The 25,046-nt window shown below is 62.1% G+C and carries 28 protein-coding genes and 1 tRNA gene; 16 read left to right on the forward strand and 13 right to left on the reverse strand.

Going from position 1 to position 25,046, the window contains the following annotated elements; genetic code table 11:
* From tuf to VGM51_06040, 4 genes are all read left to right on the forward strand, one after another.
* Window positions 1–187 (forward strand): elongation factor Tu (tuf, locus tag VGM51_06025; protein HEY3412603.1); only part of this gene is annotated, 187 nt, incomplete at its 5' end.
* A 79-nt stretch (window positions 188–266) separates the two neighbouring features.
* Window positions 267–431 (forward strand): 50S ribosomal protein L33, encoded by a 165-nt coding sequence (gene rpmG / locus VGM51_06030; protein ID HEY3412604.1) that lies wholly within the window; start codon window positions 267–269, stop codon window positions 429–431.
* A 42-nt stretch (window positions 432–473) separates the two neighbouring features.
* Window positions 474–549, forward strand: a tRNA-Trp gene (locus VGM51_06035).
* Window positions 550–666: 117 nt separating this feature from the next.
* A complete protein-coding gene (locus VGM51_06040; protein ID HEY3412605.1) occupies window positions 667–1,653 on the forward strand; it encodes a nitrilase-related carbon-nitrogen hydrolase in 987 nt (328 codons plus the stop codon).
* A gap of 180 nt (window positions 1,654–1,833) precedes the next feature.
* Here the strand turns inward: VGM51_06040 and VGM51_06045 are convergent, their stop codons facing one another.
* Together VGM51_06045 and VGM51_06050 are read right to left on the reverse strand one after the other, a co-directional pair.
* Complete coding sequence (locus tag VGM51_06045) at window positions 1,834–2,484, reverse strand: response regulator transcription factor (protein ID HEY3412606.1); 651 nt, start codon at window positions 2,482–2,484, stop codon at window positions 1,834–1,836.
* Window positions 2,485–2,738: 254 nt separating this feature from the next.
* Window positions 2,739–3,521 carry a hypothetical protein gene (locus tag VGM51_06050; GenBank protein HEY3412607.1) on the reverse strand — a complete coding sequence of 261 codons (783 nt, stop codon included), beginning with the start codon at window positions 3,519–3,521 and terminating at the stop codon, window positions 2,739–2,741.
* Window positions 3,522–3,782: 261 nt separating this feature from the next.
* Between VGM51_06050 and VGM51_06055 the strand changes: the two genes are divergently transcribed.
* From VGM51_06055 to VGM51_06080, 6 genes are all read left to right on the forward strand, one after another.
* Window positions 3,783–3,992, forward strand: a complete 210-nt coding sequence (locus VGM51_06055; protein HEY3412608.1) for a hypothetical protein — start codon at window positions 3,783–3,785, stop codon at window positions 3,990–3,992.
* Window positions 3,993–4,110: 118 nt separating this feature from the next.
* A complete protein-coding gene (locus tag VGM51_06060) occupies window positions 4,111–5,394 on the forward strand; it encodes a sugar ABC transporter substrate-binding protein (protein HEY3412609.1) in 1,284 nt (427 codons plus the stop codon).
* Entirely contained in the window at window positions 5,391–6,419 is a 1,029-nt protein-coding gene (locus VGM51_06065) for a sugar ABC transporter permease (GenBank protein ID HEY3412610.1), read from the forward strand. The genes VGM51_06060 and VGM51_06065 overlap by 4 nt, the downstream gene beginning before the upstream one ends.
* Before the next feature lie 126 nt (window positions 6,420–6,545).
* The gene (locus VGM51_06070; protein ID HEY3412611.1) at window positions 6,546–6,902 is read left to right on the forward strand and encodes a four helix bundle protein; all 357 of its coding nucleotides are present in this window, start codon (window positions 6,546–6,548) and stop codon (window positions 6,900–6,902) included.
* A 108-nt stretch (window positions 6,903–7,010) separates the two neighbouring features.
* The gene (locus VGM51_06075; GenBank protein ID HEY3412612.1) at window positions 7,011–9,047 is read left to right on the forward strand and encodes an alpha-galactosidase; all 2,037 of its coding nucleotides are present in this window, start codon (window positions 7,011–7,013) and stop codon (window positions 9,045–9,047) included.
* Between the two features lie 25 nt (window positions 9,048–9,072).
* Window positions 9,073–10,014 carry a nucleoside hydrolase gene (locus VGM51_06080; protein HEY3412613.1) on the forward strand — a complete coding sequence of 314 codons (942 nt, stop codon included), beginning with the start codon at window positions 9,073–9,075 and terminating at the stop codon, window positions 10,012–10,014.
* Between the two features lie 102 nt (window positions 10,015–10,116).
* Here VGM51_06080 and VGM51_06085 read toward each other — a convergent pair whose 3' ends face one another.
* The 4 genes from VGM51_06085 to VGM51_06100 form a co-directional block, all read right to left on the reverse strand.
* On the reverse strand, window positions 10,117–11,019 hold the full coding sequence (locus tag VGM51_06085; GenBank protein HEY3412614.1) for a TonB family protein: 903 nt from the start codon (window positions 11,017–11,019) through the stop codon (window positions 10,117–10,119).
* Between the two features lie 62 nt (window positions 11,020–11,081).
* Window positions 11,082–11,498, reverse strand: coding sequence for a biopolymer transporter ExbD (locus VGM51_06090; protein HEY3412615.1), 417 nt, complete (start codon window positions 11,496–11,498; stop codon window positions 11,082–11,084).
* Between the two features lie 15 nt (window positions 11,499–11,513).
* Window positions 11,514–11,939 (reverse strand): biopolymer transporter ExbD, encoded by a 426-nt coding sequence (locus tag VGM51_06095; protein HEY3412616.1) that lies wholly within the window; start codon window positions 11,937–11,939, stop codon window positions 11,514–11,516.
* A 12-nt stretch (window positions 11,940–11,951) separates the two neighbouring features.
* The gene (locus VGM51_06100; GenBank protein ID HEY3412617.1) at window positions 11,952–12,605 is read right to left on the reverse strand and encodes a MotA/TolQ/ExbB proton channel family protein; all 654 of its coding nucleotides are present in this window, start codon (window positions 12,603–12,605) and stop codon (window positions 11,952–11,954) included.
* A gap of 434 nt (window positions 12,606–13,039) precedes the next feature.
* Between VGM51_06100 and VGM51_06105 the strand changes: the two genes are divergently transcribed.
* The 6 genes from VGM51_06105 (at window position 13,040) to VGM51_06130 (ending at window position 18,714) form a co-directional block, all read left to right on the forward strand.
* Window positions 13,040–13,651 (forward strand): 50S ribosomal protein L25, encoded by a 612-nt coding sequence (locus VGM51_06105; protein ID HEY3412618.1) that lies wholly within the window; start codon window positions 13,040–13,042, stop codon window positions 13,649–13,651.
* Between the two features lie 155 nt (window positions 13,652–13,806).
* The gene (gene pfkA, locus VGM51_06110) at window positions 13,807–14,778 is read left to right on the forward strand and encodes a 6-phosphofructokinase (GenBank protein HEY3412619.1); all 972 of its coding nucleotides are present in this window, start codon (window positions 13,807–13,809) and stop codon (window positions 14,776–14,778) included.
* A 99-nt stretch (window positions 14,779–14,877) separates the two neighbouring features.
* Window positions 14,878–16,245 carry a PQQ-binding-like beta-propeller repeat protein gene (locus tag VGM51_06115; protein ID HEY3412620.1) on the forward strand — a complete coding sequence of 456 codons (1,368 nt, stop codon included), beginning with the start codon at window positions 14,878–14,880 and terminating at the stop codon, window positions 16,243–16,245.
* Window positions 16,238–17,008, forward strand: coding sequence for a sugar phosphate isomerase/epimerase (locus VGM51_06120; protein HEY3412621.1), 771 nt, complete (start codon window positions 16,238–16,240; stop codon window positions 17,006–17,008). Before VGM51_06115 ends, VGM51_06120 begins: the two co-directional genes overlap by 8 nt.
* Before the next feature lie 101 nt (window positions 17,009–17,109).
* Entirely contained in the window at window positions 17,110–17,868 is a 759-nt protein-coding gene (locus VGM51_06125) for a sugar phosphate isomerase/epimerase (GenBank protein HEY3412622.1), read from the forward strand.
* Window positions 17,869–17,886: 18 nt separating this feature from the next.
* Entirely contained in the window at window positions 17,887–18,714 is an 828-nt protein-coding gene (locus tag VGM51_06130; protein ID HEY3412623.1) for a ribonuclease H-like domain-containing protein, read from the forward strand.
* 26 nt (window positions 18,715–18,740) lie between these two features.
* On the opposite strand, the gene VGM51_06135 is transcribed toward VGM51_06130, so the two are convergent.
* The 7 genes from VGM51_06135 to VGM51_06165 all read right to left on the reverse strand — a co-directional run bounded on the left by VGM51_06135 (window position 18,741) and on the right by VGM51_06165 (window position 25,041).
* The gene (locus VGM51_06135; GenBank protein ID HEY3412624.1) at window positions 18,741–19,169 is read right to left on the reverse strand and encodes a hypothetical protein; all 429 of its coding nucleotides are present in this window, start codon (window positions 19,167–19,169) and stop codon (window positions 18,741–18,743) included.
* Between the two features lie 403 nt (window positions 19,170–19,572).
* Complete coding sequence (locus tag VGM51_06140) at window positions 19,573–19,782, reverse strand: hypothetical protein (protein HEY3412625.1); 210 nt, start codon at window positions 19,780–19,782, stop codon at window positions 19,573–19,575.
* Window positions 19,783–19,792: 10 nt separating this feature from the next.
* Window positions 19,793–20,056, reverse strand: coding sequence for a hypothetical protein (locus VGM51_06145; GenBank protein HEY3412626.1), 264 nt, complete (start codon window positions 20,054–20,056; stop codon window positions 19,793–19,795).
* 29 nt (window positions 20,057–20,085) lie between these two features.
* Entirely contained in the window at window positions 20,086–21,690 is a 1,605-nt protein-coding gene (locus tag VGM51_06150) for a peptidase S10 (protein HEY3412627.1), read from the reverse strand.
* Window positions 21,691–21,801: 111 nt separating this feature from the next.
* The gene (locus tag VGM51_06155) at window positions 21,802–23,289 is read right to left on the reverse strand and encodes an MlaD family protein (GenBank protein HEY3412628.1); all 1,488 of its coding nucleotides are present in this window, start codon (window positions 23,287–23,289) and stop codon (window positions 21,802–21,804) included.
* Between the two features lie 44 nt (window positions 23,290–23,333).
* Window positions 23,334–24,083: an ATP-binding cassette domain-containing protein gene (locus VGM51_06160; protein ID HEY3412629.1), complete on the reverse strand. Its 750-nt coding sequence runs from the start codon at window positions 24,081–24,083 to the stop codon at window positions 23,334–23,336.
* Window positions 24,084–24,240: 157 nt separating this feature from the next.
* Complete coding sequence (locus VGM51_06165) at window positions 24,241–25,041, reverse strand: ABC transporter permease (protein ID HEY3412630.1); 801 nt, start codon at window positions 25,039–25,041, stop codon at window positions 24,241–24,243.
* Window positions 25,042–25,046 lie beyond the last annotated feature (5 nt).

A 25,046-nucleotide genomic window follows, 5' to 3' on the forward strand; every position in this document is an offset into this window, starting at 1 on the left:
CACAACGGACGTAACGGGCAACATGGACCTTCCCGAAGGCGTGGAGATGGTGATGCCCGGTGACAACGTGACGATCAAGGCGGAACTGATCGTTCCGATCGCGATGGAGATCGGTCTCCGCTTCGCGATTCGCGAAGGCGGTCGCACGGTTGGAGCCGGCGTCGTCTCCGAAGTTCTGCCCGATTAGTAGAGGCAAGAGCCGGGGGCTGAGGTAATCTACTCCCTCAGCCCTCGTGTCTCAGCCCTCAGCCCTGGAGGATGTTGGTATGGCAAAGGCCGAAAATAGGATCGTGATATCGCTTGCCTGCTCTGAATGCAAAGAGCGCAACTATCACACCACTAAGAATCGTAAAAACACGCCGAACCGGCTTGAACTGAACAAGTTCTGCCCGCGCTGCCGCGCCCACAAGATGCACCGTGAAGCCAAGTAAGGTGATATAATGCGGATGGGCGGTTCGCGCCGCCCTTGTCACAGGGGTATAGCTCAGCTGGTAGAGCAGCGGTCTCCAAAACCGCAGGTCGCGGGTTCGATCCCTGCTGCCCCTGCCAAACTGGAACTTGGAAGAGAGACGATGGAGGTTGGACCCGAACGGTTCTACCTCCGTCTTGCTTTTTGGCGCCGAATCCTTCTCGCTATCTCGGCGTCGAACCACCGATACTAAGCACATGACTATCACGACAATAATGGTCGGTTCCCTCAGCGTGCTCCTCGCCTCGTCTGCGTTGGCGGCTCCCCGCCGCCACGCCAAAGTGCGCATCATCGCGGTCCAGATGAAAGTATCGATGGACATGTACCGCGATGCGGCGACCTTCAGGCAGGCGATGGACAGCGTTGTCTCCAAAGCTGCCGGGCGGCGCGCCCGGAACTGCCCAACCCTGGTTGCACTGCCCGAGGACGTCGGCCTCGGTCTCGTCTTCCTGGGGCATTGGGATACTGTCAGGAACGCGAAAGATATCCGCGATGCGGGAGCGCTGCTGGGTGCCAGGCTGGGGCAGGCCGTAGCGGCCAATGCGGCACGGCACCGCGTCTCCCCTACCCGCGCGCTGCTTATCACCGCGAACGACCTCTACCTTCGCGACGCGTACTACCGCACCTTCAGCGAACTCGCTGCCAGACATAAGGTCTATCTGGCTGCCGGAAGCGCGCCCCTGAGCCGGCCCGGGTCTCCGGACGTTACAAATCGCGCCGTGCTGTTCGGCCCGGATGGCAAGATCCTGGGCGAGTGGGACAAAGTCCATCTCATCGACCTGGAGGGCCCCGCGGGACTCGATCTGGCCCCAGGAAAGGTCGAGGACCTCGCAGTCGTGAATACGCCCTTCGGCAGGGTGGGCACATCGGTATGCTGGGATGGCTTCCACGACGACGTCCTGGACCACCTGGTGGCCCGTGGAGCGCATTTCATCCTGCAGCCCTCGTTCAATCCGGGGGCGTGGACGAAGGAACAGGAGGCGGACTGGTCCACCGGCCTGTGGCAGCGCCTCCAAACCCGGCCGGGCGTGGTGGGAATCAACCCCATGGCCGTCGGTAATCTCTTCGATGTCGTCTGCGAGGGCAGGACCAATATCGTCGGCGCCGAAGCGCCCCCCGGCGGCTATTACGGCCGGGCCAAATCGCCTGCGGATCCGGGAATGCTCCTGGTAGACGTGTACTGAATAGGTCTACGGTGATTCCGCCCGGTTCCCGGGAGTAACGCCGCCAATTCCCGTGACGCCGGCGTCCCTGCCGGCATCTCACGTCCCATAAATGAACCGGGCGCCCTTACAGGCGCCCCATTCATCCAACTGTACGCGGTCCGGCGCGTACGCCTTTCCCAACTCAATCGCCACGGTGAATCATTCGGCCTGGCGCGTGGTGAGTTCTTCCAGAGAGAGCATCTTGTTCTGCACAGCGTACAGGACTGCCTGTGTGCGCGATTGCAGGTTCAGTTTGTCCAGAATGTTGTGCATGTGCGTGTCCACAGTCTTCAGGGACGAATGGACTTCCTCGGCGATCTCGCGGTTGCTCTGCCCGCACGCCGCGCGCTTGAGGATTTCGAGTTCGCGGGGACTCAGCCGTGGGGCTTCGCGAACGGCCTGATCGCGGCGCCAACCCAGTGTCTCCGCCGGGATACCGGAGGTGACGCGCCGGATGACGTCAAGCAGGCCGGCGATCCCGGTTTGCTTGGATACGAAACAGGCGTCGTGCCCGACGACCTCGGCCGCCGCGCGCCACTCGCTCTGGTCCGTCAGGATCACAGCGGCGCATTTCCTGCTCTTGCGATACTCCGCAATGGCCTGAAACACCGCGTCCATTCCAGGGTAGTAGCCCGCCAGAATGACGTCCGGAGCGCTCTTCATCAACGCGGCGCCAACGTCCTCTCCGCCGCTCGACGCGGCGACCCACACCCCTTCCGCCTCGTTGATCGTATTCGCGGTGATTTCCCTGACCAAGCGTCGGCGTTCTATTAGGAACACCCCAACCGATTTGTCTGCGTTGCCCAGCACAGCGCTTCCTCCTTGAGACCGAGCCTATCGAACGAGAATTCCGTCCAATGATCTTGTACCATGCCTGGGTGTTCAACTGAGGGGATTAATGCTGGCCTCCAGGACGAATGTTGCACCAGCGAATGCTGGACGGGAGTCATACTTTTCCCCTATGCCCGGCCGCTTAGGCGGACAATCGAGGCAACGGGATGACGCCAAACGGAGGCAGCCGGGGTAATCCCGGCTGACGGGGATCCGCGGTTTCCAGGACCCTCTCAGGCGCGGTTGAGGGCGGCGCCGTCCTGGATGTGCCACAGCGCCGCTTCCACGCTGGGAAACACGGGACGCGAAAAGCCGAGGTATTGATCGAAGAACCCGTAGATGGACTCCGGTGCGACGATGAGCAGGTTGCTCCATCGGTCCTCGGGCCATTGGAAACGCATCCCGGCCAGCATCGCATCGAGCCTCGAGACCTCGCGGACATCGAGCACAACCGGCTCCTGGCCTGCCAGAGGATGCTGGGCGAGCATGTCCCCAAGCTGAACGGCGGCATTGGCATCAGGCTCTCCGACGCATTCCAGGATAGGGATGCCGAACAGGCTTCGCCGGACAACGTGAAACGGCCCGGGATCGGCGCTGTTCCCCACGCTGAGTTCAAACGGGCTGCTGTGCCGGGACACACCGCGGGGCAGGTCCTTGCACAGCCGGTCCCACCGCACCTTGTCCCAAACCTCAACACCCTCGCCGATTCCAACCACGGCAACGTCCGCGCCGGGACGAACGTGGGCGAATTCCCGAAGGGGCGCCGGGACCAGGAACCGGCCCGTACGCTCGTGCGCCCGGGCCTCATGCGCCGCGGAAAGATAGAAACGCTGGAATGTAACGCTGGCGCTGAAACGGGTCATCACCTGGCTCCATTGGTCGGCGCTGACAGCCAGCAGACAGCCTCCGAGGCCCTTCGTCAGGACAAATGGATCGCCTAAAAGGGAACGGAAGCGTTGGGGCATAGTGACCCGTCCCTTGGGATCCACGGTATAGACAAAGGTGCCAGAGAACATTCGAAGGTCCTTTCGCAGGGTGTTAAATGAAATAGCAGGAACAATGACGCTCAGGTGTTAAGGAAATTGACACCTTTGTATAAATCATTGGCAGCGAGGCCGCGGGCCTTGAGGGCAGAACCATACGTAACATGTACATATTTCCAGCCCTTACCTACACTGGGTAACACCCCCACCGCAGGGTCTGCCACGATTTATCACCTGGACCAATGCGCCGTCCTGGGATCTCCGCGTTCAATCTGAGATTGGAGGTGCCACACGGTGGTCAGATTGCACAGTCGACTCCTCGGAGAAGACATTATATGCGTCGAGGATGGGCAGAAATCCCCTGAGGAACCCGGGATCGTCTGCTATACCCGCGGCGAATTGGCCGCGCTGAAGGGGTTGGACCCGGCGGCGGTGAAGGCCGTTCATCGTGCCAAAAAACACTTCGGGGGCAAATACATCGGCCCGAGCCCGGCCGGCGGCTAACCCGCGCCACACATGGATGCGTTCGCTCTCGTACAACTTCGTCTCGGGCGCATCCCCTCGTTGAGCGCGTTCAGGCCCTGAATTGACCGTAAACCGCTCAGGGCCTAATAATGTTCCCGTGAGTATACGCTTCCCACGGCTCCTGTTTCCGATTGCCGCTGCCTTGCTCCTCGCCGGTTGCGCACGCGCGCCTCAGCGCCCCTTCATCAGCCTCTGGATCGTTGACTGGAATCAGGACACAAAGGACCTGCTCGACAAGCAGATTCTCCCCGCCTTCGAACGCGAACACAAAGTGGACGTGCGCGTACAGTATCTGGACTGGGGGCATCTAGACGAGAAGCTCACTATCTCGTTCGCCGGTGGTGTCCAGCCGGACGTTTTCCAGTTGGGCGCGGAGTATGTTGGCAGCATGGCGTATCGCCGGCAGGCCATGGAACTCGATGATCTGGTAAAGGATTGGCCGGAAACCGGCGACTTCATCCCGTCTGCCTGGAGCACTGTCTGCGCGGACAATCACGTTTACGGCGTGCCGTACCTCAGCGCGCCCCGTGCTCTGGTATACCGCAAGGATCTCTACCGCAAGGCGGGCCTCCCCTTCCCTCCGAAAACCTGGGCGGAATGGGCGAAGGCCGGCAGCATCCTCTCCGAAAAGAATGAACGCGGCTCCCTCACCCGCGCCGGCATCAACCTCAGCGCAGGCGTGAACTGGACGACCTTCATCACCCTGTTGTGGCAGAACGGTGGCGACGTCCTGACCGCGGACGGCCGGCACGCGGCCTTCAACTCACCGCAGGGCGTTGAGGCGCTTCAATTCCTCTGCGATCTTTACGGAAAGTACAACGTCTGCCCTCGCGAGGGGATCCCGAGCTCTTCCGTGAGCGTGCCGTTGTTCGCTGCGGGACAGGCCGCTCAGGAGATGAACAACCAGTTCGCGATCAAGAACGTCCTCAAATACGCCCGGGAGTTCAGCATCAAGGACGTGGCGGTCGACGTAGCCCCCGCGCGCGACGCGACGAAAAAGCCCGTCGTCACCGTTTGGACCGATTGGCTCGCTATCAGCGCGGACACCCAGAAAAAAGACCTGTCGTGGGCCCTCGTGAAACACCTCACGCGGCCGGACAATCTCATCAAGTACAACGAAACGCAGTACTTCCTGCCGCCCATCCGCTCCGCGGCCAACAGTGATTACGTCCGGAACACGCCGTTCATGCCGAAATACCTGGAATTGATGGAACGCTACGGCAGGAGCCTGCCCCCCATCCCGGAGTGGTTTGAGATTCGCGCCGGCATCAAGAACGCCGTCGATTCCGCCGTTTACGGCACGAAAACGCCGAAGCAGGCCCTCGACGATTACGCCAGGACCGTGGATGCGATGATCGCGGAGAGGGAGCGCACACAGTGAACCCGGCAGGGCCTCCTCGGTATAAACGGTCGGCCGCCGAACGCCGGGAAGCCCGCGCGGCCTACGGGTTCCTCGCCCCGGCGATGGCGTTGTTTGTCGTCTTCGTCGCCATCCCGGTTGTCGCGGCCCTCTACCTGAGTTTCACCCGGTACGACATTTTTCACGCCCCGCTCTGGGTAGGCCTGGACAACTACCGGGCCCTCGAAACCGACACCGTGTTTCGGCAGAGCCTGGCGAATACGTTCTACTACGCCGCCTGCACCATCGTTCCGGGCATGAGCCTTTCGCTCCTCCTGGCGATGATTCTGAACGCCAAACTGCGGGGAATCACGTTCTATCGCGCGGCGTACTACCTCCCGGTGGTAACCTCGCTGGTCGCGGTCGCAATGATCTGGATGTGGCTGCTGCAGCCCGCCAATGGGCTCGTCAACCAGATGCTGGCCAACGTCTGGGAGCCATCGGTCCGGGCGTTCGGCCATCTGGTCCAGTTCATCACGTTCGGGCACGCCGGGCAAGGCTGGGCGCACTACCTGACTCAGCAGCCCACCTGGCTCGGCGATCCCACGGGCGACAAATATCTCAGCTTCCTGAGTTACCCTTTGAGCCTCGCCATGCGTTCCATCGTGATGGTGGCGTTGTGGTCCGGTCTCGGCTGGAATATGGTCATCTACCTTGCCGGCCTTCAGGGAATACCCGTCCACCTCTACGAGAGCGCTGTCCTCGACGGTGCGGGGCCGTGGGCCCGGTTCAGGCACATCACGTGGCCGCTGTTGAAGCCAACCACCTTCTTCATTTTCGTCACCAGTGTCATCGGCGCCAGCCAGGTCTTCGGGACCGTGTACGTAATGACTAACGGCGGCCCCAACAACACCACCACAACCATCGTCCACCAGATATTCCAGAACGCGTTCGCATTCCTGAAAATGGGATATGCAAGCGCCATGGCCTTCGTGCTCTTCCTGATCATCTTCGTGATCAGCATGATCAACTGGGTATTCCTGAAGGGCGACGTAGAGTACTCGTAAGGAGGCAGAAGGTACGGACTAGTCTGTAGACACTAGGCGGGCGGCGGTAGGCGAAAGCCGGCGGTTGGAAGCGGGTAGGCGGCTGATGTACGTGTTCGTAGTCTCCACGAGAAAGGCAGTCGGAAAATGGGCAGCGAACGCTTTGAGGATGTTGATGTCTGGAAGAGGGCGCACGGATTCGTGCTGGACGTTTACCGGCTGACCGAACGCTTTCCGAAGTGCGAGACGTTTGGTCTGACCTCTCAGTTGAGGCGGGCCGCGGTCTCTGTGCCTGCCAACTTCGCCGAAGGATTCAGGAAGCGGACCCATGCGGACAAGGGAAGGTACTACAACATCGCGCAGGCCTCCTTGGAGGAGTGTCGCTACTACCTCATACTGGCTCGCGATCTGCAATACGATGACACAGCCGCTCTCTCGCACGAGCTGGATGAAGTGGCCCGAATGCTGGATCGCTACGCGCGAGCCATGTTGCAGTCCGGGTAATTGCCTACTACCCACCGCCTACTGTCTACTGACTACTGTCTACTGACTACCGTCTACTGACTACCGTCTACTGACTACTGTCTACTGACTACTGTCTACTGACTACTAATGAATTACCTCCTCCCACTGCCGCGCCTGCCGCGACACATTTGCCTCGCCGCGATCGGCCTCACGCTCGCGGCCACGCTCAACGGGGTTTCTGCCATGCCTGCCAAATTGCCCGCATCGGAGTGGGTCAAGCGGATCGCTTCCGTTTCGAAACCGCTCCCATTCTCCATGACCATCGGAGGCCGCGGCATCCGCGACCTGCTCCCCGCCTGGGAAGTCCGCACAAAGGCGGCGAAAGGGCCCGACGGCCGCTCGGTTCGCACAACGACTTGGTCCGACCCCGCCACCGGCCTGCGACTGACCCGTGAGATGACGCAGTTTCCCGGTTATCCCGCGGTCGATTGGGTCCTGCGCATCGAAAACACCGGGAAAGCCGACTCTCCGCTCATCGAGGACGTCCTCCCGCTGGATGCGGAGATTTCGGCTCCGCTGCCCGGCGCGAACCCCTACGTCCTCCACCGGACAAACGGCGCCCCGGCGAACGCCACCGATTTCGAGCCGCGCACCGTCCAGTTGCCGCCCGGCGCTACCGAGTCACTCGGCGGCGGCGGCGGGCGCTCCTCCAACCGCGATTTCCCTTTCTTCAAGATCGAAGCCGCGGATGGCTCCCGCATCATTGCGGTCGGCTGGTCGGGCCAATGGGCGGCTCGCGTTGAGTGCGATGAGGATCGGCGTCTCCGCTTCACAGCCGGCATGGAGCGGACACATTTCGTCCTCCATCCGGGTGAATCCGTACGAACTCCGCGTATACTGATCCTCCACACGTCGGGTGATACCCTCGAGGGTAACGCCCGCTTCCGCGAGCTCATTCAGAAGTTCTACGCAGCGAAGCGCTCGGGCAAAACGCCGGAGCCGACCCTGTTCTGCAACACCTGCTTCACGCGCGGAGGTGGCTGGCTGAATGAGTGCAACGCCGAAAACCAGATCTCGCTCATCAAGGCGTATGCTCCCCTTGGGTTGGAGGCGCTCATCACCGACGCCGGCTGGTTCGAAGGCGGCTGGCCGGACGGCGCGGGAAACTGGACCCCGCGGAAGGATGCCTACCCGGACGGCATGCGCCCGGTCGCCGCTGCCGCCCGCGACAACGGGCTGATCTACGGCCTCTGGTTTGAACCGGAACGCGTGGTGAAAGGGACGGGGCTCTTCAAGGACCACCGCGACTGGATCCTGTCGGACGGCTCGCCGGAACAGGGATCGTTCCTGGCCGATTTCGGGCGAAAGGAAGTGCAGGACTACTTCTTCGACATCGTGAGCGGCTTTATGGCCTTGCCGGGCTTCCGGGTGTATCGCCAGGACTTCAACATGGACCCGCTGCCCAACTGGCGGCACACCGATGCGCCGGACCGACAGGGCATCTCCGAGATCCGTTACGTGGAAGGGCTTTACGCCTATTGGGACCGCATCGCCGCCGCTTTCCCGGACAGTCTTCGCGAGGAATGCGCGAGCGGAGGCCGGCGCATCGACATCGAGACAATCCAGCGGATGCACCTCCACCAGTCAACCGATTACTGGTTCAACGACAACGTGAACCAGGCACGTTGCTGGGGATACAGCCAGTATCTTCCCAACGGTGTGGTCACGGATCCCGTCAACAGCCTGGAACCGTATTCCGTTTACTCCGCCTTCGCGTCGTCGCTCTGCCTCGGCTGGATTGCGGACGACCCCGGCTTTGACGCCGCTCTCGCCAGAGGCTACACCGAACGGTACCGCGCCCTCCGCCATCTGCTGATCGGAGCCTGGTATCCGCTGTTGCCCTATTCGCGCGAACTGGATGCCTGGATGGCTTCCCAATACCATCGCGCCGATCTGGACGAGGGAATGATCGTCGCCTTCCGGCACTCAGACAGCCCGCGGGACACAATGGAAGTACGGCTTCACGGTCTCAGCCCGACAGCGAAGTACGAGATCACACCTGACGGCGCCGCCGGATTCACGCGTGTCTCCGGCAAGTCTCTGGCGGCCGGCTTCGACCTGACTATCCCGGCGAAACCGGGCTTCTCGCTCATCACCTACAAACGCATCCCTGCCAAGCCCTGACACCTGACGAAAGGAGGTCCGAGCCATGTCCGATTCCGGTCCATGGGTAACGCTTCTGGCCTGCGCCGTCTGCCTGCTGCCGGCCGTTTCCGCTCACGCGGCCGCAAGCGCTCCGCGTGCGCGCTTCATCCTGGATACAGACATCGGCGACGACATCGATGATGCCTACGCACTCGCGCTGCTCGCCTCGAGGCCAAACATTGAACTCTTGGGTGTGACAACAACATATGGTCAAACCCGCGAACGCGCCGAGATTGCCGCGAAGCTCCTGTCGGTGATGAGGCGCCCGGAGATCCCCGTCTTCGCCGGCCGCCGGGGCGCGGCGGAAATCCGCCGGCAGTACGATTGGGCCCGGGGGTACAAGAGCCGCTCGCTGCGCGCTGAGGACGCCGTATCGTTCATCAGGCGTCAGATTGAGCGTTACCCAGGCGAGGTCACGCTCATCTGCATCGGCCCGCTGACCAACATCGGAGACCTGATGTCGCGCTATCCCCAGGTCCGCAGCAAGATCGCCCGCGTCGTGATCATGGGAGGGTCGATCCTTCAGGGTTACGGCCCGACGGATCCGCCTGCCCCCGAATGGAACATCCGGTGCGATCCGGCGGCCGCGCGCGCCGTGTTCCAGAGCGGAGTTCCGCTGACCATGGCCGGCCTGGAGGTGACAACCGGCATGCGGCTGGACTCGGAGCGTCAGAAGCGCCTCTTCGCCGTCGGAACGCCAACCACGAATGCGCTGGCGGCGCTGACCAATCTCTGGGGCGGCGGAGTGCCCGTGCTGTATGACGTAGTGGCCGTGGCCCACGCGCTCGGTCACAGCCTCTGCGAGGGAGAGCCCCGCTGCGTTCGGATAGACGACGACGGGATGACCCGCGTTGTCGCGGGGCCCAGCAACGTGACGCTTCTCCTGCGCCCGCACGAACCGGCGCTTATGGACTGGTATATCGAGTCAATGCGCCCCCACGTGTGATGTCTTCTCGCGAGGGGGCCGGCCCCCCGGTTCAGCCAAACACGAGTGGGGGCGGGAAGGGAAATCCCTTCGTGCCCCCACTGCATAACGGTCTACGGTCGCTTATTGAGCGACGAAATGGTACGTTCTCGTGAGAGTGGAAGACCGCGGAACATCGTCCTGAATGGCCGGCTGCGCCTTGATCTGTTTCGCCGCGGCGATGGCGTACGGATCCAGTCGATGATCGGTCGACTCCAGCACCTTCACATCGACGATACTGCCATTCGCCTCAACGGTGAACTCCACTGTTACCGTGCCCTCCCCGCCTTCCTCACCGAGGAATGCCGGAATCTCGGGCTGCGGGAAGCTGGTGACCACGGCGACGGATCGGTTCGCGGTCCGGTTGACGTGATGCGGCTTCTCTGCCGGCGGTGGCGGCGGTGGCGGCGGCGGTGGTGGCGGTGGCGGCGCTTGGACAACGGGCTTTTCCACCGGCTTTTCGGACGGTCCGGGCGGCAGCGGGGCCGGCGTCGGAGTGCCGGTTCCTGTTCCGCCACCGGTGCCCGTCGCGTTTTCGTGAACGCCGAATCCCGCTCCGGAAGTGCCTGATCTCTGGCCACCCTCACCGAGTGACGGCATCTCTATGCCACGGGTGCTGCCCTTGCCGGCGTCGATACGCTGGCCCGGGTTGAACACCGGGAGGGGCGGCGGCTTTACCTTAAGCTGCTTGACCGGTTTCGACGGAGGCGGCGGAGGCAGTTTTTCCTTCTTGGGCGCGGGCTTGGGCTTCGCCGGCTCTTTTTTCGCGCGGGCAGCCATCTCGCGCTGCATCTCGATCTGCGCCCTCTTCACGTCCACGATCGCCAGCTGCGTTACGTCCACTTCCTTGGTCAGGCTGGCCGATGCGCGCTGGACCGTGTACGCGTGGATGAGCAGACTGACGAAAAGCGCTCCCGCGAACAGGCGGTTGGTGCCGTAATGCTTGAACCCGCTGCCGGGCATTTTCTGTTCTGTTTCGTTCAACATGCTATCTCAGACCCCCACTCTACCCAACACCTTCACCCGAGTAAGGGGATTTTTCTTTCAACTCAGCCGGCCGGAATCACCAGCGGCGCGCCGGAGCCCTTCACCTGGTCCACAATCGCGGCGCCCTCGGCGAACGACGCGTTATCCTCGACGTTGATCAGCACGGCCACGTCTCCGTTTCGCTTGTATTCCGCGGCGACAAGCGGCTGTATCTCGGAGATGGTCCGGATGTTCAGCTGGCCTTCTCTGTATGGCGTCTCATACGTGAGGAACAGTTTGCCCTTGATATCGTTTACGGTGATGCGGTTGACCGTCCCGCCGCCGGTACTGCCCGCCTTCGGGACGTCCGTCTGCAATCGGTTCAGTTCCGCCATGCTCAGCGCGCTCAGCATGGAGAACACCAGCAGGAAGAACACAACGTCGATCATCGGGATGATCTCGATGCGCCCCTTCTTTGATTTTCTGGATTTGAGTCGCAATGTGCCTCTCCCGTGCTATTTCTTCGTGGCGGGCGCTGCCGCACTTGACACGGTCATGATCGCGATATTCTTGGGATCGGCCTTGTACGCGGCGCCCATCAGCGCGCGGAACTCGCCCCAGGAGTTATCGCGGTCGCAGTTCATAATCACGAAGACTTCGGGATTCCTGTCCACTTGTGTCCGGAGTTCTTCCGTCAGTTGTGCCGGCTGAATCTGCTTGCGGTTGACGAACAGCCTCCGATCCGGGGTCAGCGTGACGAAACAACGCGTGGGCGTGCCGCCTTCGCTGTAAGCGGCGGCCGGCACGTTCACCTTTTCCGTATCGATGGCCGCCAGCGCCAACGAACTCAGCATGGAGAACACAAGCAGGAAGAACACCACATCGATCATAGGAATGATCTCGATGCGGCCCTTCTTCAAGTTGGATTGGTGTATCTTCATCGTCCCGCCTCGTTACCTCGAAACCGTTCTGTTGGTTTCTTCCCGGGACCGCATGGTGGAGATCACGTTCAGCAACTGGGTTGCGCGCAGTTCCATGGTCCCAACGATCTCGCGGACCTTATCCGTGAGGAGGTTGTAGAATACGAGGGACACAACGGCGACGGTAAGACCGGTCGCGGTTGCATACAAGGCTTCGGCCACGCCGCCTGTTACAGCGGTGATGTTCTTGGCGCCGGCGCCGCCCACAAAATGGAAGGCGCGGATCATTCCGGTAACCGTTCCCAGAAGGCCCAGCAACGGGGCCAATGTCACGATTGTGTCAAGCCATGCGAGCCGCTTGCTCAGCTCGGGAACTTCGGCGAGGGCGAGTTCCTCCATCGTGCGCTCGATCTCGGATTGGTCCAGTTTGTAGTTCCGAAGGCCGTTGGCGATGACCGCGGCGGCCGGGCCCTGCGTGTTCTCAGCCAGTTCAACGGCTGCCTTCACGTTTCCGGACATCACAGCGTCCTTCACGTCTTCCATCAGGCGTCCCGTATCCGAAGACGCGCGAAAAAGAGCGATCGTGCGCTCGATGATGACCGCGACCGCGATCACGGAGCAAATGAGCAGCGGCACCATGATGTATGGGCCGCCCTTCTGGATAAACTGAAAAAACTGATTCTGCATTCCTGAACTGTTCCTCCCGGACCCTTGCTTCCTTCCTGCTCGGGCCGTCTTATTCCATACGGATATTAGTATATTCGTCGCAAAGACCCGAATTGGAAGTGTAATACGCATGGCCACCAAGCATCGGATCTGCCTGGCCACGGTAGGGCGGCCGGTTTCCTCAACGATGGCCCGGGTGCGCTCCTATAGCTATCGACTGTTACCCCGGCAGCCAGGGTTCCCCGGGCCGGGCGCGTCGCCGGTTATCGGCGGGTATTCACGCACGCTTCGGTGTCAGGCGCGCACTCTCACTGGGCGCCGCGCCTTGACCGCGACGTCATGTCACGCTTATACTAATTCGGCACATGCGCCGACTGGCTTCACCAGGCCGCGCACAGTTTATCCGCTCCCCCGGGGTCCCCGCCGGAGGGACTGCTCAGCAGGAGTGACAATATATGAAGCATCTTCAACTAGAAGCCTGGACTAGAATTACGTCCGGAACCGCCGGAGCCGTGGCCGTCCGAAACGAAGGCTGCATCCCCGGCATCCTCCTTGGTATGAAAGAGACTCCGGTCCCCTTCAAAATCAAGGCCGGAGACATGACCCGCATCCTCAAGGCCGGCGGCCGGAACGCATTGGTCGACCTCAATCTCGATGGGCAGAGCACCTTCGCTATGATCAAGGAGTTCACCCGAAACCCCGTCTCGCGTCGCATCATCCACGTGGACTTCCAGAGGATTTCCGCCACGGAGGCTGTCGAAGCCGCGATCCCGCTTGTTTTCGTCGGCCAACTGGACGAGAGCCTCGCGGACTGGACCGTTGAGCACGAACTCAACACGATCCATGTGAAGGCCCTGCCGGACGCGCTGCCGTCACGAATAGAGGTTGACGTCGCCACCCTGAAGCCCCACCATCCTTTCACCGCGGGTGACATCGTCCTCGGCGAAGGCGTTACGCTGAACGCCGACCCGACACAGGCGGTCGCGATGCTCGTCCCGCCGAAGGTCCAGGAAGCGGAAGAAGAAGTGGCCGCGGCGCCCGCCGCAACGGAAGCGCCGGCTGAGTAGCCGCCGTCATCCACCTTTCAAAATCGAGCCGCCCCTTAAGGGGCGGCTCGATTTTTCTGCCGGTTTCCGCGTTTCTCGCCGCTGTCCCGTCTCTCCCACGCCTTCTCTCCTGCTAGGATACCCATGAAAGCACACGAGGAGGCGGCAGACATCCCATGAAACGCATCGCGGTGTTGACCAGTGGCGGCGATTCCCCCGGTATGAACGCTTGCATCAGGGCCGTAGTCCGGCAGGCGCTCGCCATGGGGATTGATCCCTATGGGGTCCGGAGAGGATTCGAAGGGCTCATCGATCAGGAAATCGTCCCGATGACTTCCCGCAGCGTTGGAAGCATCATGCGGCACGGCGGTACCGCGCTGTTAACCGCCCGCAGCCAAAGGTTCCGGATGCCCGCCGTCCGCACCGAGGCCGTCCAGGGCCTCCGCGACCACGGCATCGAAGGCCTGATCGTCATCGGAGGCAACGGGAGCTTCCAGGGCGCCCTCAAGGTCGCTGAACTCGGCATTCCCACCATCGGCGTCCCCGCTTCCATTGATAACGACATCGGCGGAACGGATATGGCGATCGGCGTCGATACCTGCCTGAACACGATCCTCGATTCTGTCGATAAGATAAAGGATACCGCCGGCAGTTCACCGCGCCCGTTTCTGATCGAGGTAATGGGGCGCCACTCCGGCTATCTGGCGCTTTTGGCCGGCATCGCCGGCGGCGCGGAGTTGGTCGTCACTCCCGAACAGAAGATGACGCTCGAGGAGGTCGCCTCGGAAGTCGAGAGCGCGTATCACCGTGGCAAGCCGCTGTTCATCGCGTTGATCGCGGAAGGCGCCGCAGTGCGCGCGGCCGATGTCTGCGAGTACCTGAAAACCAGATACCCCGTCGAAGGCGCCGGCCCCCGCCTCACCATCCTCGGACACGTTCAGCGCGGCGGCAGCCCATCGGCCTTCGACCGCATACTGGCTACGCGACTGGGGGTTGCCGCGGTCAAGGCGCTGGCTGCGGGAGAATCAAGCGTGATGGTTGGCATAAGGTCCGGCGTAGTCGGCACAACGCCGCTCGTGGAATCCCTCGCAACTTGCCCGACGCTGGACCCGGACCTTTTCGAGATGTCCCGCGCCCTCGCGGCGTAGTGGCTCCGGCATCTGCGCCGGACTCTGGCAGGGGCCCGGCTTGCCGTGCCCGCGAACAACGCGGTCCCTTGGACCGCTGCACGAAACAGGATGGAAGCTGTGAAAACCGGACTGATTGCCCTGGCCATTCTGGCCGCCATATCCGCTGTACGCGCCGACGACTGGCCCGTCGTGCGCCATGACCCGCTCAACACCGGCGCAACCGCCGCCGCAGTGGCGCCTCCCCTAGCAAAGATGTGGACGAAAACCGGAGCCACCAAGGAACCGATCATCGTCGCCGGGAACACCCTGCTCTACACCGCGAAACAAGGAAAAATGGGCCTCCGCGACCTCGTGGCCATCGACGCCGTGACCTCCAAACCGCTATGGACAGTGAAGAACGTGGCGCAGACCGGCGCAGCGTCTGCTGCCCTGGGATTGGCATTCACCGTTCAGCGCACGTCGGCAGAACCCACCTCCATCTCCCGCTTCGGCGCCAATCTCTGGCCGGCAGCCATCGTGGCGCTGGACTTGAAGACCGGCAAGCGTAAATGGGCCTACCCGATTGGAGACCATCCCACTTATCCGGCTGTGTCGCCGCTCACCGTCGCGGACGGAGTCCTCTATATGGTGAACATCCCGTACTGTCTCCCGCCGGACAAGTGCTCGGGAAGCCTCATCGCCCTCAAAGCCTCGAACGGCGCCGAATTGGCCAGATACGCGTGGAATGACCTGTGGAACGGGCAGATTGGCGTCGTGGACGGCCCGCCGGTGGTGGACACCAAGGCGAATCGCATCTGGGTGACGCTGGGATACAACATTGCGCCGCAGAAACCGGGTGGCCAGCTTTGGATCTTCCCGGCGGGAGAGAAACTCGCGGACGGTCCGATCGCCAGGCTCGGCGACCCGGGCAAGGCCGATGCCGCTCCGGCGTCGGACGCGCACAGCTATGGCGATTCCTGGCCCATGAAGGTGGGTGACTATCTGTCCGTGCAGGGGCCCAGGGCGATCGCGCAATCGTGGCTGGTCACCGGCACATCCGCGCAGGCGATGTGGGAGACCCGGTTCACCAAGGATGTGGCGCACAGCGTTCTTCGCGGCGGGCCGAAACCGATCGTTCTCGAGTACAACGGTGGAATCCGGCTCCTCAGCGCGATGTTCACAAACACCGCCAAGCTGGCCTGGTCCAAACCCCTCCGCGCCACAGCCTTGAGCGCAACGTCAGGCCCGGTGGTATGGGTTCCGGCGGAAGGCAAGCGGCAGGTGGACGGCACGCTGTATGCCCTGGATACGCTCACCGGGAAGTCCTTGTGGTCGGAAACGCGGAAGGCCGTTCAGTTCAACGCTCCCGTGCTCGCGAATGGCAGGCTGTTCGTAACGGATACCGCCGGCAATCTGACATGCTACCGGGGAAGCGCTCTCAAAGCGGCAAGCCGCAAGAAGATCCAGGCAAGCAACTACATCAGAGGGAAGAGCTCGAATGGGTGAGATCAAGATCGTCGCGCAGCTTTACACGCTGCGCGACGAGTGCGCGAAGGATTACGCCGGCACGATGCGCGCGGTCGCTGCGATCGGCTACAAGTACGTCCAAGTCTCCGGTTTCCACGGCCTGGAGCCCCAGCAGATCCGCGAGACCATCGACGACGCCGGGATGCGATGCGTCAGCACCCACGAGTCCTATGACGCGGTGACTAAGGACCTGGACGCCGTGATCGCGCGCAACCGCATCCTCGGCGCGGAAACCATCATCTGCCCGTGGGTTCCGGGAACGCGGGAGGAAACCGCCGACGCCGCTACCTGGCAGGCTCTCGCGGCCGTACTCAACACGGTCGGCCGCGCGGTGCGGAAGGCCGGCCTCACATTCGGCTATCACAACCACGATCACGAATTCCGGATCTTCAACGGCAGGTATGGGATGGATATCCTGATGGAAGGCGCCGATCCGGAAAACGTGGCGCTGGAACTGGACGCAGGCTGGGCGTGGTTCGCCGGAGTGGACCCCGCCGCATACCTGCGCAAATACCCGGGACGCGCGCCGATCATCCACGCAAAAGACCACGATACGGCGGACAAAACGAAGAATCGCCCGGTGGGTGACGGCGCGCTGAACTGGCCGCCGTTCTGGGACGCGTGCCGCGCCGTAGGGACCAGCTACGCCGCGGTTGAAGAGGATACCTGCATCCTCCCTCCCATCGAAAGCATGGCACGAAGCTTCAACAACATGGTCGCCATGGGCCTGAGCGCGGAATAGAGGCGTATCGGGGGGCAATCGATCCGGCTCTCCGGCCTCCTGTATACTGACCACTACCGACTGCTGTCTCCTGAACATAACGTTACACGAAGGGTTACCAAATGTCCGAAATCAAGATCGGTTTACAGATGTACACCGTGCGCGACGAATGCGCACAGGATTTCCCCGGCACGCTCCGCAAGGTCGCGGAAATCGGCTACAAGTACGTTGAACTGGCCGGCACATACGGCCTGTCACCGGAGGCCCTGAAGGACGTCCTTGACGACTGCGGCCTCGCGGCGATCAGTACGCACGAGGGGCTGGATCCATTGAGGGACGACATGCTGGCTGTCCTCGCCCGCTGCAAGACGCTGGGCATCGAGTATATCGTTTGCCCCTACGCTCAAGGCACGAATGGCAGCGATCCCGCGGTGTGGGATGGCCTGGCCAAGGATTTCAACGCCATCGGCAAGTCGTGCTCCGACGCCGGCTTCACGTTCGGTTATCACAACCACGCACACGAGTACGTAATGGTGAACGGCATGTACGGGCTCGACTACCTGATGGAGAAGACTGACCCGAACCTGGTCAAGATGGAAGTCGACGCCGGATGGACGTGGTTCGCCGGCGTTGACCCGGCCGAGTACATTCGAAAGCACGGTTCGCGCGTCGCCCTCATCCACGCCAAGGACCACGATGCAGCGAACAAGGACCTCAATCGGCCCGTGGGTGATGGCGCCCTGAATTGGAAGGCCATCTTCGACGCGTGCCACGAGGTCGGCACTAAAGTCGCTATTGTCGAGGAAGACCGGACCATCGCCCCGGCCCTCGAGAGCGTCGCCAGGAGCTTCGCCAACCTCAAGGCGATGGGCCTTGCGTAAGACGATGAACGATGAGCGATGAAGCCGGAGTCGGTTCCGTCGTTCATCGTTCATCGCTCATCGTTCATCGCTCATCGTTTCCAAATGCTCACTTCCACCTTTATCCATGCCCCCGGCGTCGGCCTCACGACGGAACGCAAGCTGTGGGACGCCGGCATCCGCGACTGGGACGCCTTCCTGGACTCCCCGGACGAACTACCCCTCGGTCCGGGCAAACGCGAGATCATCACGCCGGTGATCGAGGAATCGCGCATCCGCCTCGCCGAGCACGACCACCGCTGGTTTGCGCGCGCCCTGCCCGCAAGCGAGCACTGGCGCGCCGCCGGCGAGTTCTCGGACAAACTGGCCTTCCTGGACATCGAAACCACCGGTAGCGGCACCCATGCCCACCCAACGGTCGTCGGCATCTACGATTTCGCCGAAGGGGAGTACCGGCACTGGGTATATGGCGAGAACCTGGCGGAGTTCACCGATTTCATCGATGAATTCGAGACCATCGTCACCTTCTTCGGCACCGGCTTTGACCTGCCGTTCCTCCAGCGCTGGGACCAGCGGATCCACTGGCACCAGCTTCACGTGGACCTTTGTCCGCTCCTGCGCCGCCTCGGGTACAAGGGCGGCCTCAAGCGCGTGGAAAAGCAGTTGGGTATCGAGCGGCCGTACGGCATTGACGGGATGGACGGCATGGACGCCGTTCGTCTCTGGTGGCAATTCAAGCGCGGCGACGAAATGGCCCTCGACCAGTTGATCGCCTACAACCGCGAGGACGTGGTGAACATGGTCAGTCTGCTCCAAACCGCCAGCCAGAAGATGATGGCGGCCAGCGGATTCACAGCCCTACCGTAGGTTCGGTGTCGTCTTTGACGTCCGGGCTAATCGCTAAGGATGTGCCCTTCATTCTGCGCCATCTTCGCCCTCACCGCATCCGCGATGGCATCCTCAACGGTCACCGCCAGCAGCACTTCGCCATCGGCGAGCGCGGCGGCCCCAGTGCCGGCAGCCTCTTCGGAAAGCCCGAAATCCATTAGGCTTGCCTGCACACCTTCAGAGGTATCCGCGACGATCCCCCCGGGCATGCCACCGCGTGCGCCCATTGGGTAGACAAGTTGCACGATGGTGCTGATATCGGTCGAACCCCGACCGGGCGACAGCGTTTGCGCTGTTCCAAACACCGTTCCGGCCCCGATTTCCAGTTCGGCTACAGAGATATCGGAGGCGTGCAATCCAAAATGCGTGAGTTCCGACACGGCGTCGCGCGCCTTGACGCGGCTCTGGAAGGCGGCGGCGATAGTGGTTTCCATTAGCTCGTGGTCCTTTCGTAAATGAGACGGTCAGTGCGGGTCCAGGTATTCCCCGGCGCGTCACGCACCTGGTTGCGAAGCTTGTCATCGGTCAGGGTTCCACAGGAGCGTACAATATGATCCCTGGAGATCGTACGCGCCTGGCAGGCGAACTCAATGGACTCGTTGCAGCGGAACGATCACCAGGTAGGTGACGGGGAAGGCGCCGAAGGAAGGTGCCCTGCCGGCCGTCAGTGCGGCCGAGAAGATCGCATTGGCGTCATGGTTATGACGTCCTCGCGTTCCTCTTCAGGAAGCTGCGCCTTGCGATACTGAGGTCGCAAGGCAACCGCCGCGGCGCGTTCCGAGTCAACGAGTCAGTGAATCTCAGGTGACTCGTTTATTCATTGACCCAGACAGTGACTCACGCAAACGTTCCGCCGCCCTTGCGACCGAGGATCACAATCGCCCGGCCGTCCGGCAGCGTATTGAAAGACATCACCTGCCAGCCTTCCGCGCCTACGGCGTTGATGACAGATGGCAGGCTGCCCGGATATTGCTCGCGCGTTTGCAGGTCGGTGAAGCCTACCACGCCTTGCGGCTGCTCCAGAACCATGTACTCCCATGCTTCCATTGAAGTTACCTCACTGCGGATTTGTCAGCACGGCGACCACTCCCGACCAAGCGTAATACGTCGAGTGCCCCCCGCCGTCCTGATAGATGATGAAATCGTCCGTGTACGACCACGCTGCGGGCGGGTGCCCGGCGCGGCTCACCGTCATGCTAACGCCGCCGCCAAATTGGCTCACGATGATCGTGACCTCCCTCAGATCCGGCGGGCAGACGAATCTCCCGTCGGCCAGGCAACCCAGACCCGTCAAAAGGCCCTTGTAGCAGCTTTCGCTCATTTCAACGCTCCTGTCAGAGGTTTCGCCGCTCACCGGGCGGGCTTCGCTTTCACGGCGCCATCGATGAACGCGCCAACGTCACCGTTCAGCTTCTCGCGCTCGACGGCATCCAGGTACATCATATGCCCGGCCGCATACTGGCCGGACACGATGCTGCCCTTCATCGACGGGTCCAGGTTCATGTGGCTGAAAGTATATTCAACGGACGCCCATGGCGTGGCCATATCGTAGTAACCTTCGGCGACGTAGACCTTCAGATACGGGTTCTTGGCAAGTGCGGCACGAAGGGCTTCAGCCATATTCGCGCTTCCGGGGCCTCTCTGTCCCCAGTCCCACGGGCCGATACCGGTCAGCACCTCATACTCGCGGTCGGTCTTGAAGCCCAGTTCCGTGCGAACGTACTCGTTGAATGTCATTGTGAACGGCGGTCGGGCAACGGCTTCGCTGGGGTCGTAATCCGGATATTCCGCGGCATTATCGGGGTCGATGCCGGTCATCCGGGCGTCATACCTGCCAATCGTGCGGTGCCTGTCACGCAGCAGCTCCTTATAGAACCGTTCCGCCCCGACGCGCAGGTTGACGTTGTCGATAAAGGTCTTGTCCAGGCCGGTATACCGCGCCATCCTGTCGATCACGGCCCGACGATCCGACTGCGGCAGTGCGTCCCCTGTGTTCAGGGCCAGCAGGTAGTCCGTGTTCGCCCACTGACGGACCTCGGTGACGACCGACTTCAGGTCGCGCGCCTCCAGGTCGGCCGGGAGCCGCTTGTGGTACCAGGCGGCGGCCGTAAACGTCGGGAGGAATTGCGGATACGTCAGGTCGTTTCCACCGCTTCCACCGCCGGCAGCGCTCAAGTTCAGAACCGTCGATATGAGCACGACCCCGTTCAATGCGATCCCGTTGTCGATCAGGTCGCCCGCCAGCCCTGCCGCGCGGAACGTTCCATAGCTTTCACCGGCGACGAAGAGGGGGGATGACCAACGGTCGTTCCGCGTGATGTATAGGCGGATGAAATCGCCCACCGAACGTAGGTCCTGGCGCACGCCCCAGTAATTGCGGTTATTCTCGGGTTTGTCTGCGTGACTGTAACCCGTGCCCACCGGATCGATGAAAACGAGGTCCGCGTTTCGCAGCCACGTCGACTGGTTGTCCACCAACTCGAAAGGCGGGGGCGGCATATGCCCGTCATCCATCATCTTCACGCGGCGCGGGCCGATCGTGCCGAGGTGCAGCCAGACCGACGCCGATCCGGGGCCGCCGTTAAATGCGAACAGCAGAGGGCGTTTCGGGGACCCGGCCGGTGTATCAACCGTGTAGGCAATGTAGAAAATCCGCGCTTCCACTTCGCCGGTTGCGCCCTTGAGAGGCATCATCCCCGCCGTCGCCGTATATTTGAGCGCCTTTCCGGCAACTGTAATCTGGTGATGCGTAACGACCGGAGTCTCCGTTTCCGCGGGATCGGTTGGCCTTTCATCGGGTTTGCCGGCGGGCGGGGGCGGGGCCTGCCGGGGCGCTGGCCTGCCCCCCTGTCCGCTCACAGCGGGAGGCGGCGCCACCGGAGCGTGCCCCGGTGGCGGGGCATCGGGAGCCTGCGCAAGAAACAACCCCATCAATATCGCGGGTGCGATCACCATCAGGTACCTCCAGGCCATTTGCGATGTGATGAACCGGCGGTCCACCCTGCGCTCGCCCGCCGGCGCATCCGGCAAGCGGGGCATATGACTGCGGGCGCACCCGCGATCCGCCTATTTCCGGTATGTCAGCCCGATCGCCGGATGGCCGCGGTGCAGCAGATCCTGCATGCCGATCCCCAGCCCGACGCTGTCCGTCACCTGTCCCTGATACATCAGATCCAGATGGGGATTATTCGGACTGTACAGATCCAGCGTCATCCGGCGGTTGCCGCGGATCATGGGCTCTCCGGCCGGTGCCGGCGCGCCCTTCAGCAGATAATCCGCGCCGGCACCGAGTTTGCTGGCGTGAATGCCATAGCGAATCTGCATGCGTTGCGTCGCACCGTCCACCATCTGGAGGTTGAATTTGTTGCCGTCACCCATGTCGTACAATCCCAGGAGGTAGGCTGTGTTGTTTGGCCGCGGGATCAACAGGTTCCAGTCCGCGCGGAACCGGCTCCCCTCACCGAATGTCTGGACCGTGTCGATCTGCGATGCGATGCTCAGGCTCGGCGCGTGACGCGCGCCCGCCTTGTCCGCTACACCGTTGATCTTGTCGAGCAGGCTGCTCGCCTTTTCAGACACCTTCTGCACGGACATGATCGCCTCGCCGACCCGCGAGTTGGCCTGCCCGGTGGACGCCAGGTCGGCCATCACCTTCGCCGCGTCCGCCGACACTGCCTTGAAGTTCGCGGAAGCCGCCGCGATGTTCTGCATGGCTATCTTGGCGTTCGGCGCGATTTCGGCCCCATCGATGGTATCCTTGAGCGTAGCCCGCAGAAACGTGATGCTTTCATCGAAATTCTTCACCACACGGTTTGCGTTCGCCGTCATCTGCGCCATGTTGTGCGTGGTCAGTTCGGCGTTCTTTGTGATCGGGCCGATCGAGGACGTTCCGGACTCTACATCGTTCATAATCTTGTGAAGCGTCGGGATTTCGGTGTCGAGCACGGAGTTCAGCCTCGAGGCGGCAAGGACCGCCTGGCGCGAGACTTCCCGGGCGTTGCCCGCAGTCTCCTTCAGCGAATTCTGCAGGTTCGGGTCCCCGGAAAGCGTGGCAAGGTGCTGAGTCACCCGTTTCAGGTCCTTGATGATGTCGTTGGCGCCTTCCCCGAAATCGTTCGCTTTGAGGCGCAGGTCATCAAACGTCGGCAGGTCGGTCCCCACGATGATAGGCACGGACCCGCCTTTGCTTGGGAGGAACTTGCCGGTGTCGCGCTTCGGGTCCGGCGATATCTGAACGAACATTTCGCCGAGCAGCCCGCCGGACGTAACCGTGTAGATGGCGCCCTCCGGTATCCGGCGGTCCGGGAAAATATTGAGGTGCATCACCGCCCGGCGTCCTGACGCATCCACGTCGATCTTCCGGACCGTCCCGATCTTTACGCCGGCCAGGTGCACGTCCGCCCCTTCCTTCGTCCCCTGAGCGTCTTTGAAGGACACGTCCACGGGATAGCCGCCTATGCCCCGGCCAAGGAAGAACCAGAGAACGGCCGCCAAAAGGATGGCCGTTCCGATCACCACCGCGCCCACCTTTGCCGCCGCGTTTGTCTGCGCCATTTCCCGCCCTCCCTGCCATACGCCGGGTAACCCGGCGCGTATCGCTACACCACTTCGATCGGCCCGTGCGGGCTGCCCTCGATGAATTGCCGCACCCGCCCGTCCGTGCTGCCTCGCACTTCATCGGGCGTTCCGCTTATGATAACTTCTCCGTCGTGCAGCATCGTCACTATGTCCGCAATCCGAAACACGCTGGATACGTTGTGTGACACAACCAGCGACGTTACTTTCAACCGATCGCGCATCTCCACGATCAGCTCATCGATGACCGCCGCTGTTACGGGGTCCAGCCCGCTGGTGGGTTCGTCATACAGCAGCACGGTCGGGTCGGACGCCAGGGCGCGCGCCAGGCCTACGCGCTTCTGCATGCCACCGGACAACTGCGAGGGCATCATCCTCTGCGTCCCGTCCATCCCGACGAGACTCAGTTTCGCCGCCACGAGGTCGTCCAGCTCCCCGCCATGTTTCATGCCGCGCCGCAAAGGGCCGAACGCCACGTTATCGAACACCGTCATGGAGTCAAATAACGCCGCATACTGGAAGACATAGCCTATCGAAAGCCGAACCTCGTTCAAATCCCGTTCCGGGAGCCCCACGATTTGCTTGTCGCCGATCCAGACCTCTCCGCCGGATGCTTCAACCAACCCGGAAACGCATTTCAGCAGCGACGTCTTGCCGGTGCCCGAGAGCCCCATCACGCACATTGTCGTGCCGGACGGGATTTCCAGCGACACGTTCTTCAAGACTTCGAGCCCGCCCGGTACCGAGTATGTCAGATTACGAATTGAAATCATGATGGTTGGCTGAGAGCCAGGGGCTCGCGGACAGGGCCGGGAAAGCGTCCCGGCTTCGCCAATCGATTCTCCGGAGCGTTCACCCGCTTGTACACGCGATGCGCGCCTCGTTGTGTCACGACCTACGCCGTTTGCCTGTTATTCAAGTCCGGACCGCCTACTGGATCGTTCCTACAAGCAGCCGGACGATTGCGAAGTCCGCCGCGTAGATGAGCACGATGCAAAGCACCACGCTGCGCGTCGTCGCTCTTCCGACTCCGCTCGCTCCGCCTGAGGTCGTCAGGCCCTGATGGCATGATACGATCGCGATGATCGCCCCGAAAACGGTGGTCTTCAGGACGCCGATCACCACGTCCGAGACGCTGACATATTGCAGGACGGAGTCGAAATATTCCTGCCGGCCGATACCCTCGGTCTGAGCGACGATGAACCCGCCGAGCGTGCCCACCACGATGCCGAAGAGCGCCAGCACGGGAAGCATCGTGACGCATGCGATGAAGCGCGGGGCAACGAGGTACTGGACAGGGTTCGTGGCCAATGAACGCAGCGCATCGATCTGCTCCGTTACCTTCATCGTGCCAAGCTCGGCCGCGATGGAGGAGCCAACCCGAGCGGCCACCACAACGGCGGCGAGGACCGGGGCCAGTTCGCGCGCCATCGTGATCCCCACGAGGCCGCCGACATATGTCCCCAGGCCCAGTTTTGCCATCTGGCTGGCAGTGTACAGCGAAAGCACCATGCCGCTGAATGCGATCGTGATCAGCGAAATGGGCATGCTGTTCATGCCGACATTCGCCATGGCAGGAAAGGCATCGCCCGGCGATAGAACGTACCGAAGCGCCTGCCAGAACAGGATGGAGACCTCTCCAATGTAGCCGAGAGTCCGTACCACCACATTATCCGCGGTGTCGAATGTCCTCAACGCCGGGCGATAGAAATATCGGATGATCTTTCGCATGATTG

It is taken from the genome of Armatimonadota bacterium (assembly GCA_036504095.1).
GTDB lineage: Bacteria > Armatimonadota > DTGP01 > JAKQQT01 > JAKQQT01 > DASXUL01.

Excerpts from the sequence above, each read along its gene's own strand:
- rpmG (HEY3412604.1), top strand. The coding sequence starts at position 267 with ATGGCAAAGGCCGAAAATAGGATCGTGATATCGCTTGCCTGCTCTGAA.
- VGM51_06040 (HEY3412605.1), top strand. The coding sequence starts at position 667 with ATGACTATCACGACAATAATGGTCGGTTCCCTCAGCGTGCTCCTCGCC.
- VGM51_06050 (HEY3412607.1), bottom strand. The coding sequence starts at position 3,521 with ATGTTCTCTGGCACCTTTGTCTATACCGTGGATCCCAAGGGACGGGTC.
- VGM51_06070 (HEY3412611.1), top strand. The coding sequence starts at position 6,546 with ATGGGCAGCGAACGCTTTGAGGATGTTGATGTCTGGAAGAGGGCGCAC.
- VGM51_06075 (HEY3412612.1), top strand. The coding sequence starts at position 7,011 with ATGAATTACCTCCTCCCACTGCCGCGCCTGCCGCGACACATTTGCCTC.
- VGM51_06080 (HEY3412613.1), top strand. The coding sequence starts at position 9,073 with ATGTCCGATTCCGGTCCATGGGTAACGCTTCTGGCCTGCGCCGTCTGC.
- VGM51_06085 (HEY3412614.1), bottom strand. The coding sequence starts at position 11,019 with ATGTTGAACGAAACAGAACAGAAAATGCCCGGCAGCGGGTTCAAGCAT.
- VGM51_06095 (HEY3412616.1), bottom strand. The coding sequence starts at position 11,939 with ATGAAGATACACCAATCCAACTTGAAGAAGGGCCGCATCGAGATCATT.
- VGM51_06100 (HEY3412617.1), bottom strand. The coding sequence starts at position 12,605 with ATGCAGAATCAGTTTTTTCAGTTTATCCAGAAGGGCGGCCCATACATC.
- VGM51_06105 (HEY3412618.1), top strand. The coding sequence starts at position 13,040 with ATGAAGCATCTTCAACTAGAAGCCTGGACTAGAATTACGTCCGGAACC.
- pfkA (HEY3412619.1), top strand. The coding sequence starts at position 13,807 with ATGAAACGCATCGCGGTGTTGACCAGTGGCGGCGATTCCCCCGGTATG.
- VGM51_06120 (HEY3412621.1), top strand. The coding sequence starts at position 16,238 with ATGGGTGAGATCAAGATCGTCGCGCAGCTTTACACGCTGCGCGACGAG.
- VGM51_06125 (HEY3412622.1), top strand. The coding sequence starts at position 17,110 with ATGTCCGAAATCAAGATCGGTTTACAGATGTACACCGTGCGCGACGAA.
- VGM51_06130 (HEY3412623.1), top strand. The coding sequence starts at position 17,887 with ATGAAGCCGGAGTCGGTTCCGTCGTTCATCGTTCATCGCTCATCGTTC.
- VGM51_06135 (HEY3412624.1), bottom strand. The coding sequence starts at position 19,169 with ATGGAAACCACTATCGCCGCCGCCTTCCAGAGCCGCGTCAAGGCGCGC.
- VGM51_06140 (HEY3412625.1), bottom strand. The coding sequence starts at position 19,782 with ATGGAAGCATGGGAGTACATGGTTCTGGAGCAGCCGCAAGGCGTGGTA.
- VGM51_06145 (HEY3412626.1), bottom strand. The coding sequence starts at position 20,056 with ATGAGCGAAAGCTGCTACAAGGGCCTTTTGACGGGTCTGGGTTGCCTG.
- VGM51_06150 (HEY3412627.1), bottom strand. The coding sequence starts at position 21,690 with ATGGTGATCGCACCCGCGATATTGATGGGGTTGTTTCTTGCGCAGGCT.
- VGM51_06155 (HEY3412628.1), bottom strand. The coding sequence starts at position 23,289 with ATGGCGCAGACAAACGCGGCGGCAAAGGTGGGCGCGGTGGTGATCGGA.
- VGM51_06160 (HEY3412629.1), bottom strand. The coding sequence starts at position 24,083 with ATGATTTCAATTCGTAATCTGACATACTCGGTACCGGGCGGGCTCGAA.
- VGM51_06165 (HEY3412630.1), bottom strand. The coding sequence starts at position 25,041 with ATGCGAAAGATCATCCGATATTTCTATCGCCCGGCGTTGAGGACATTC.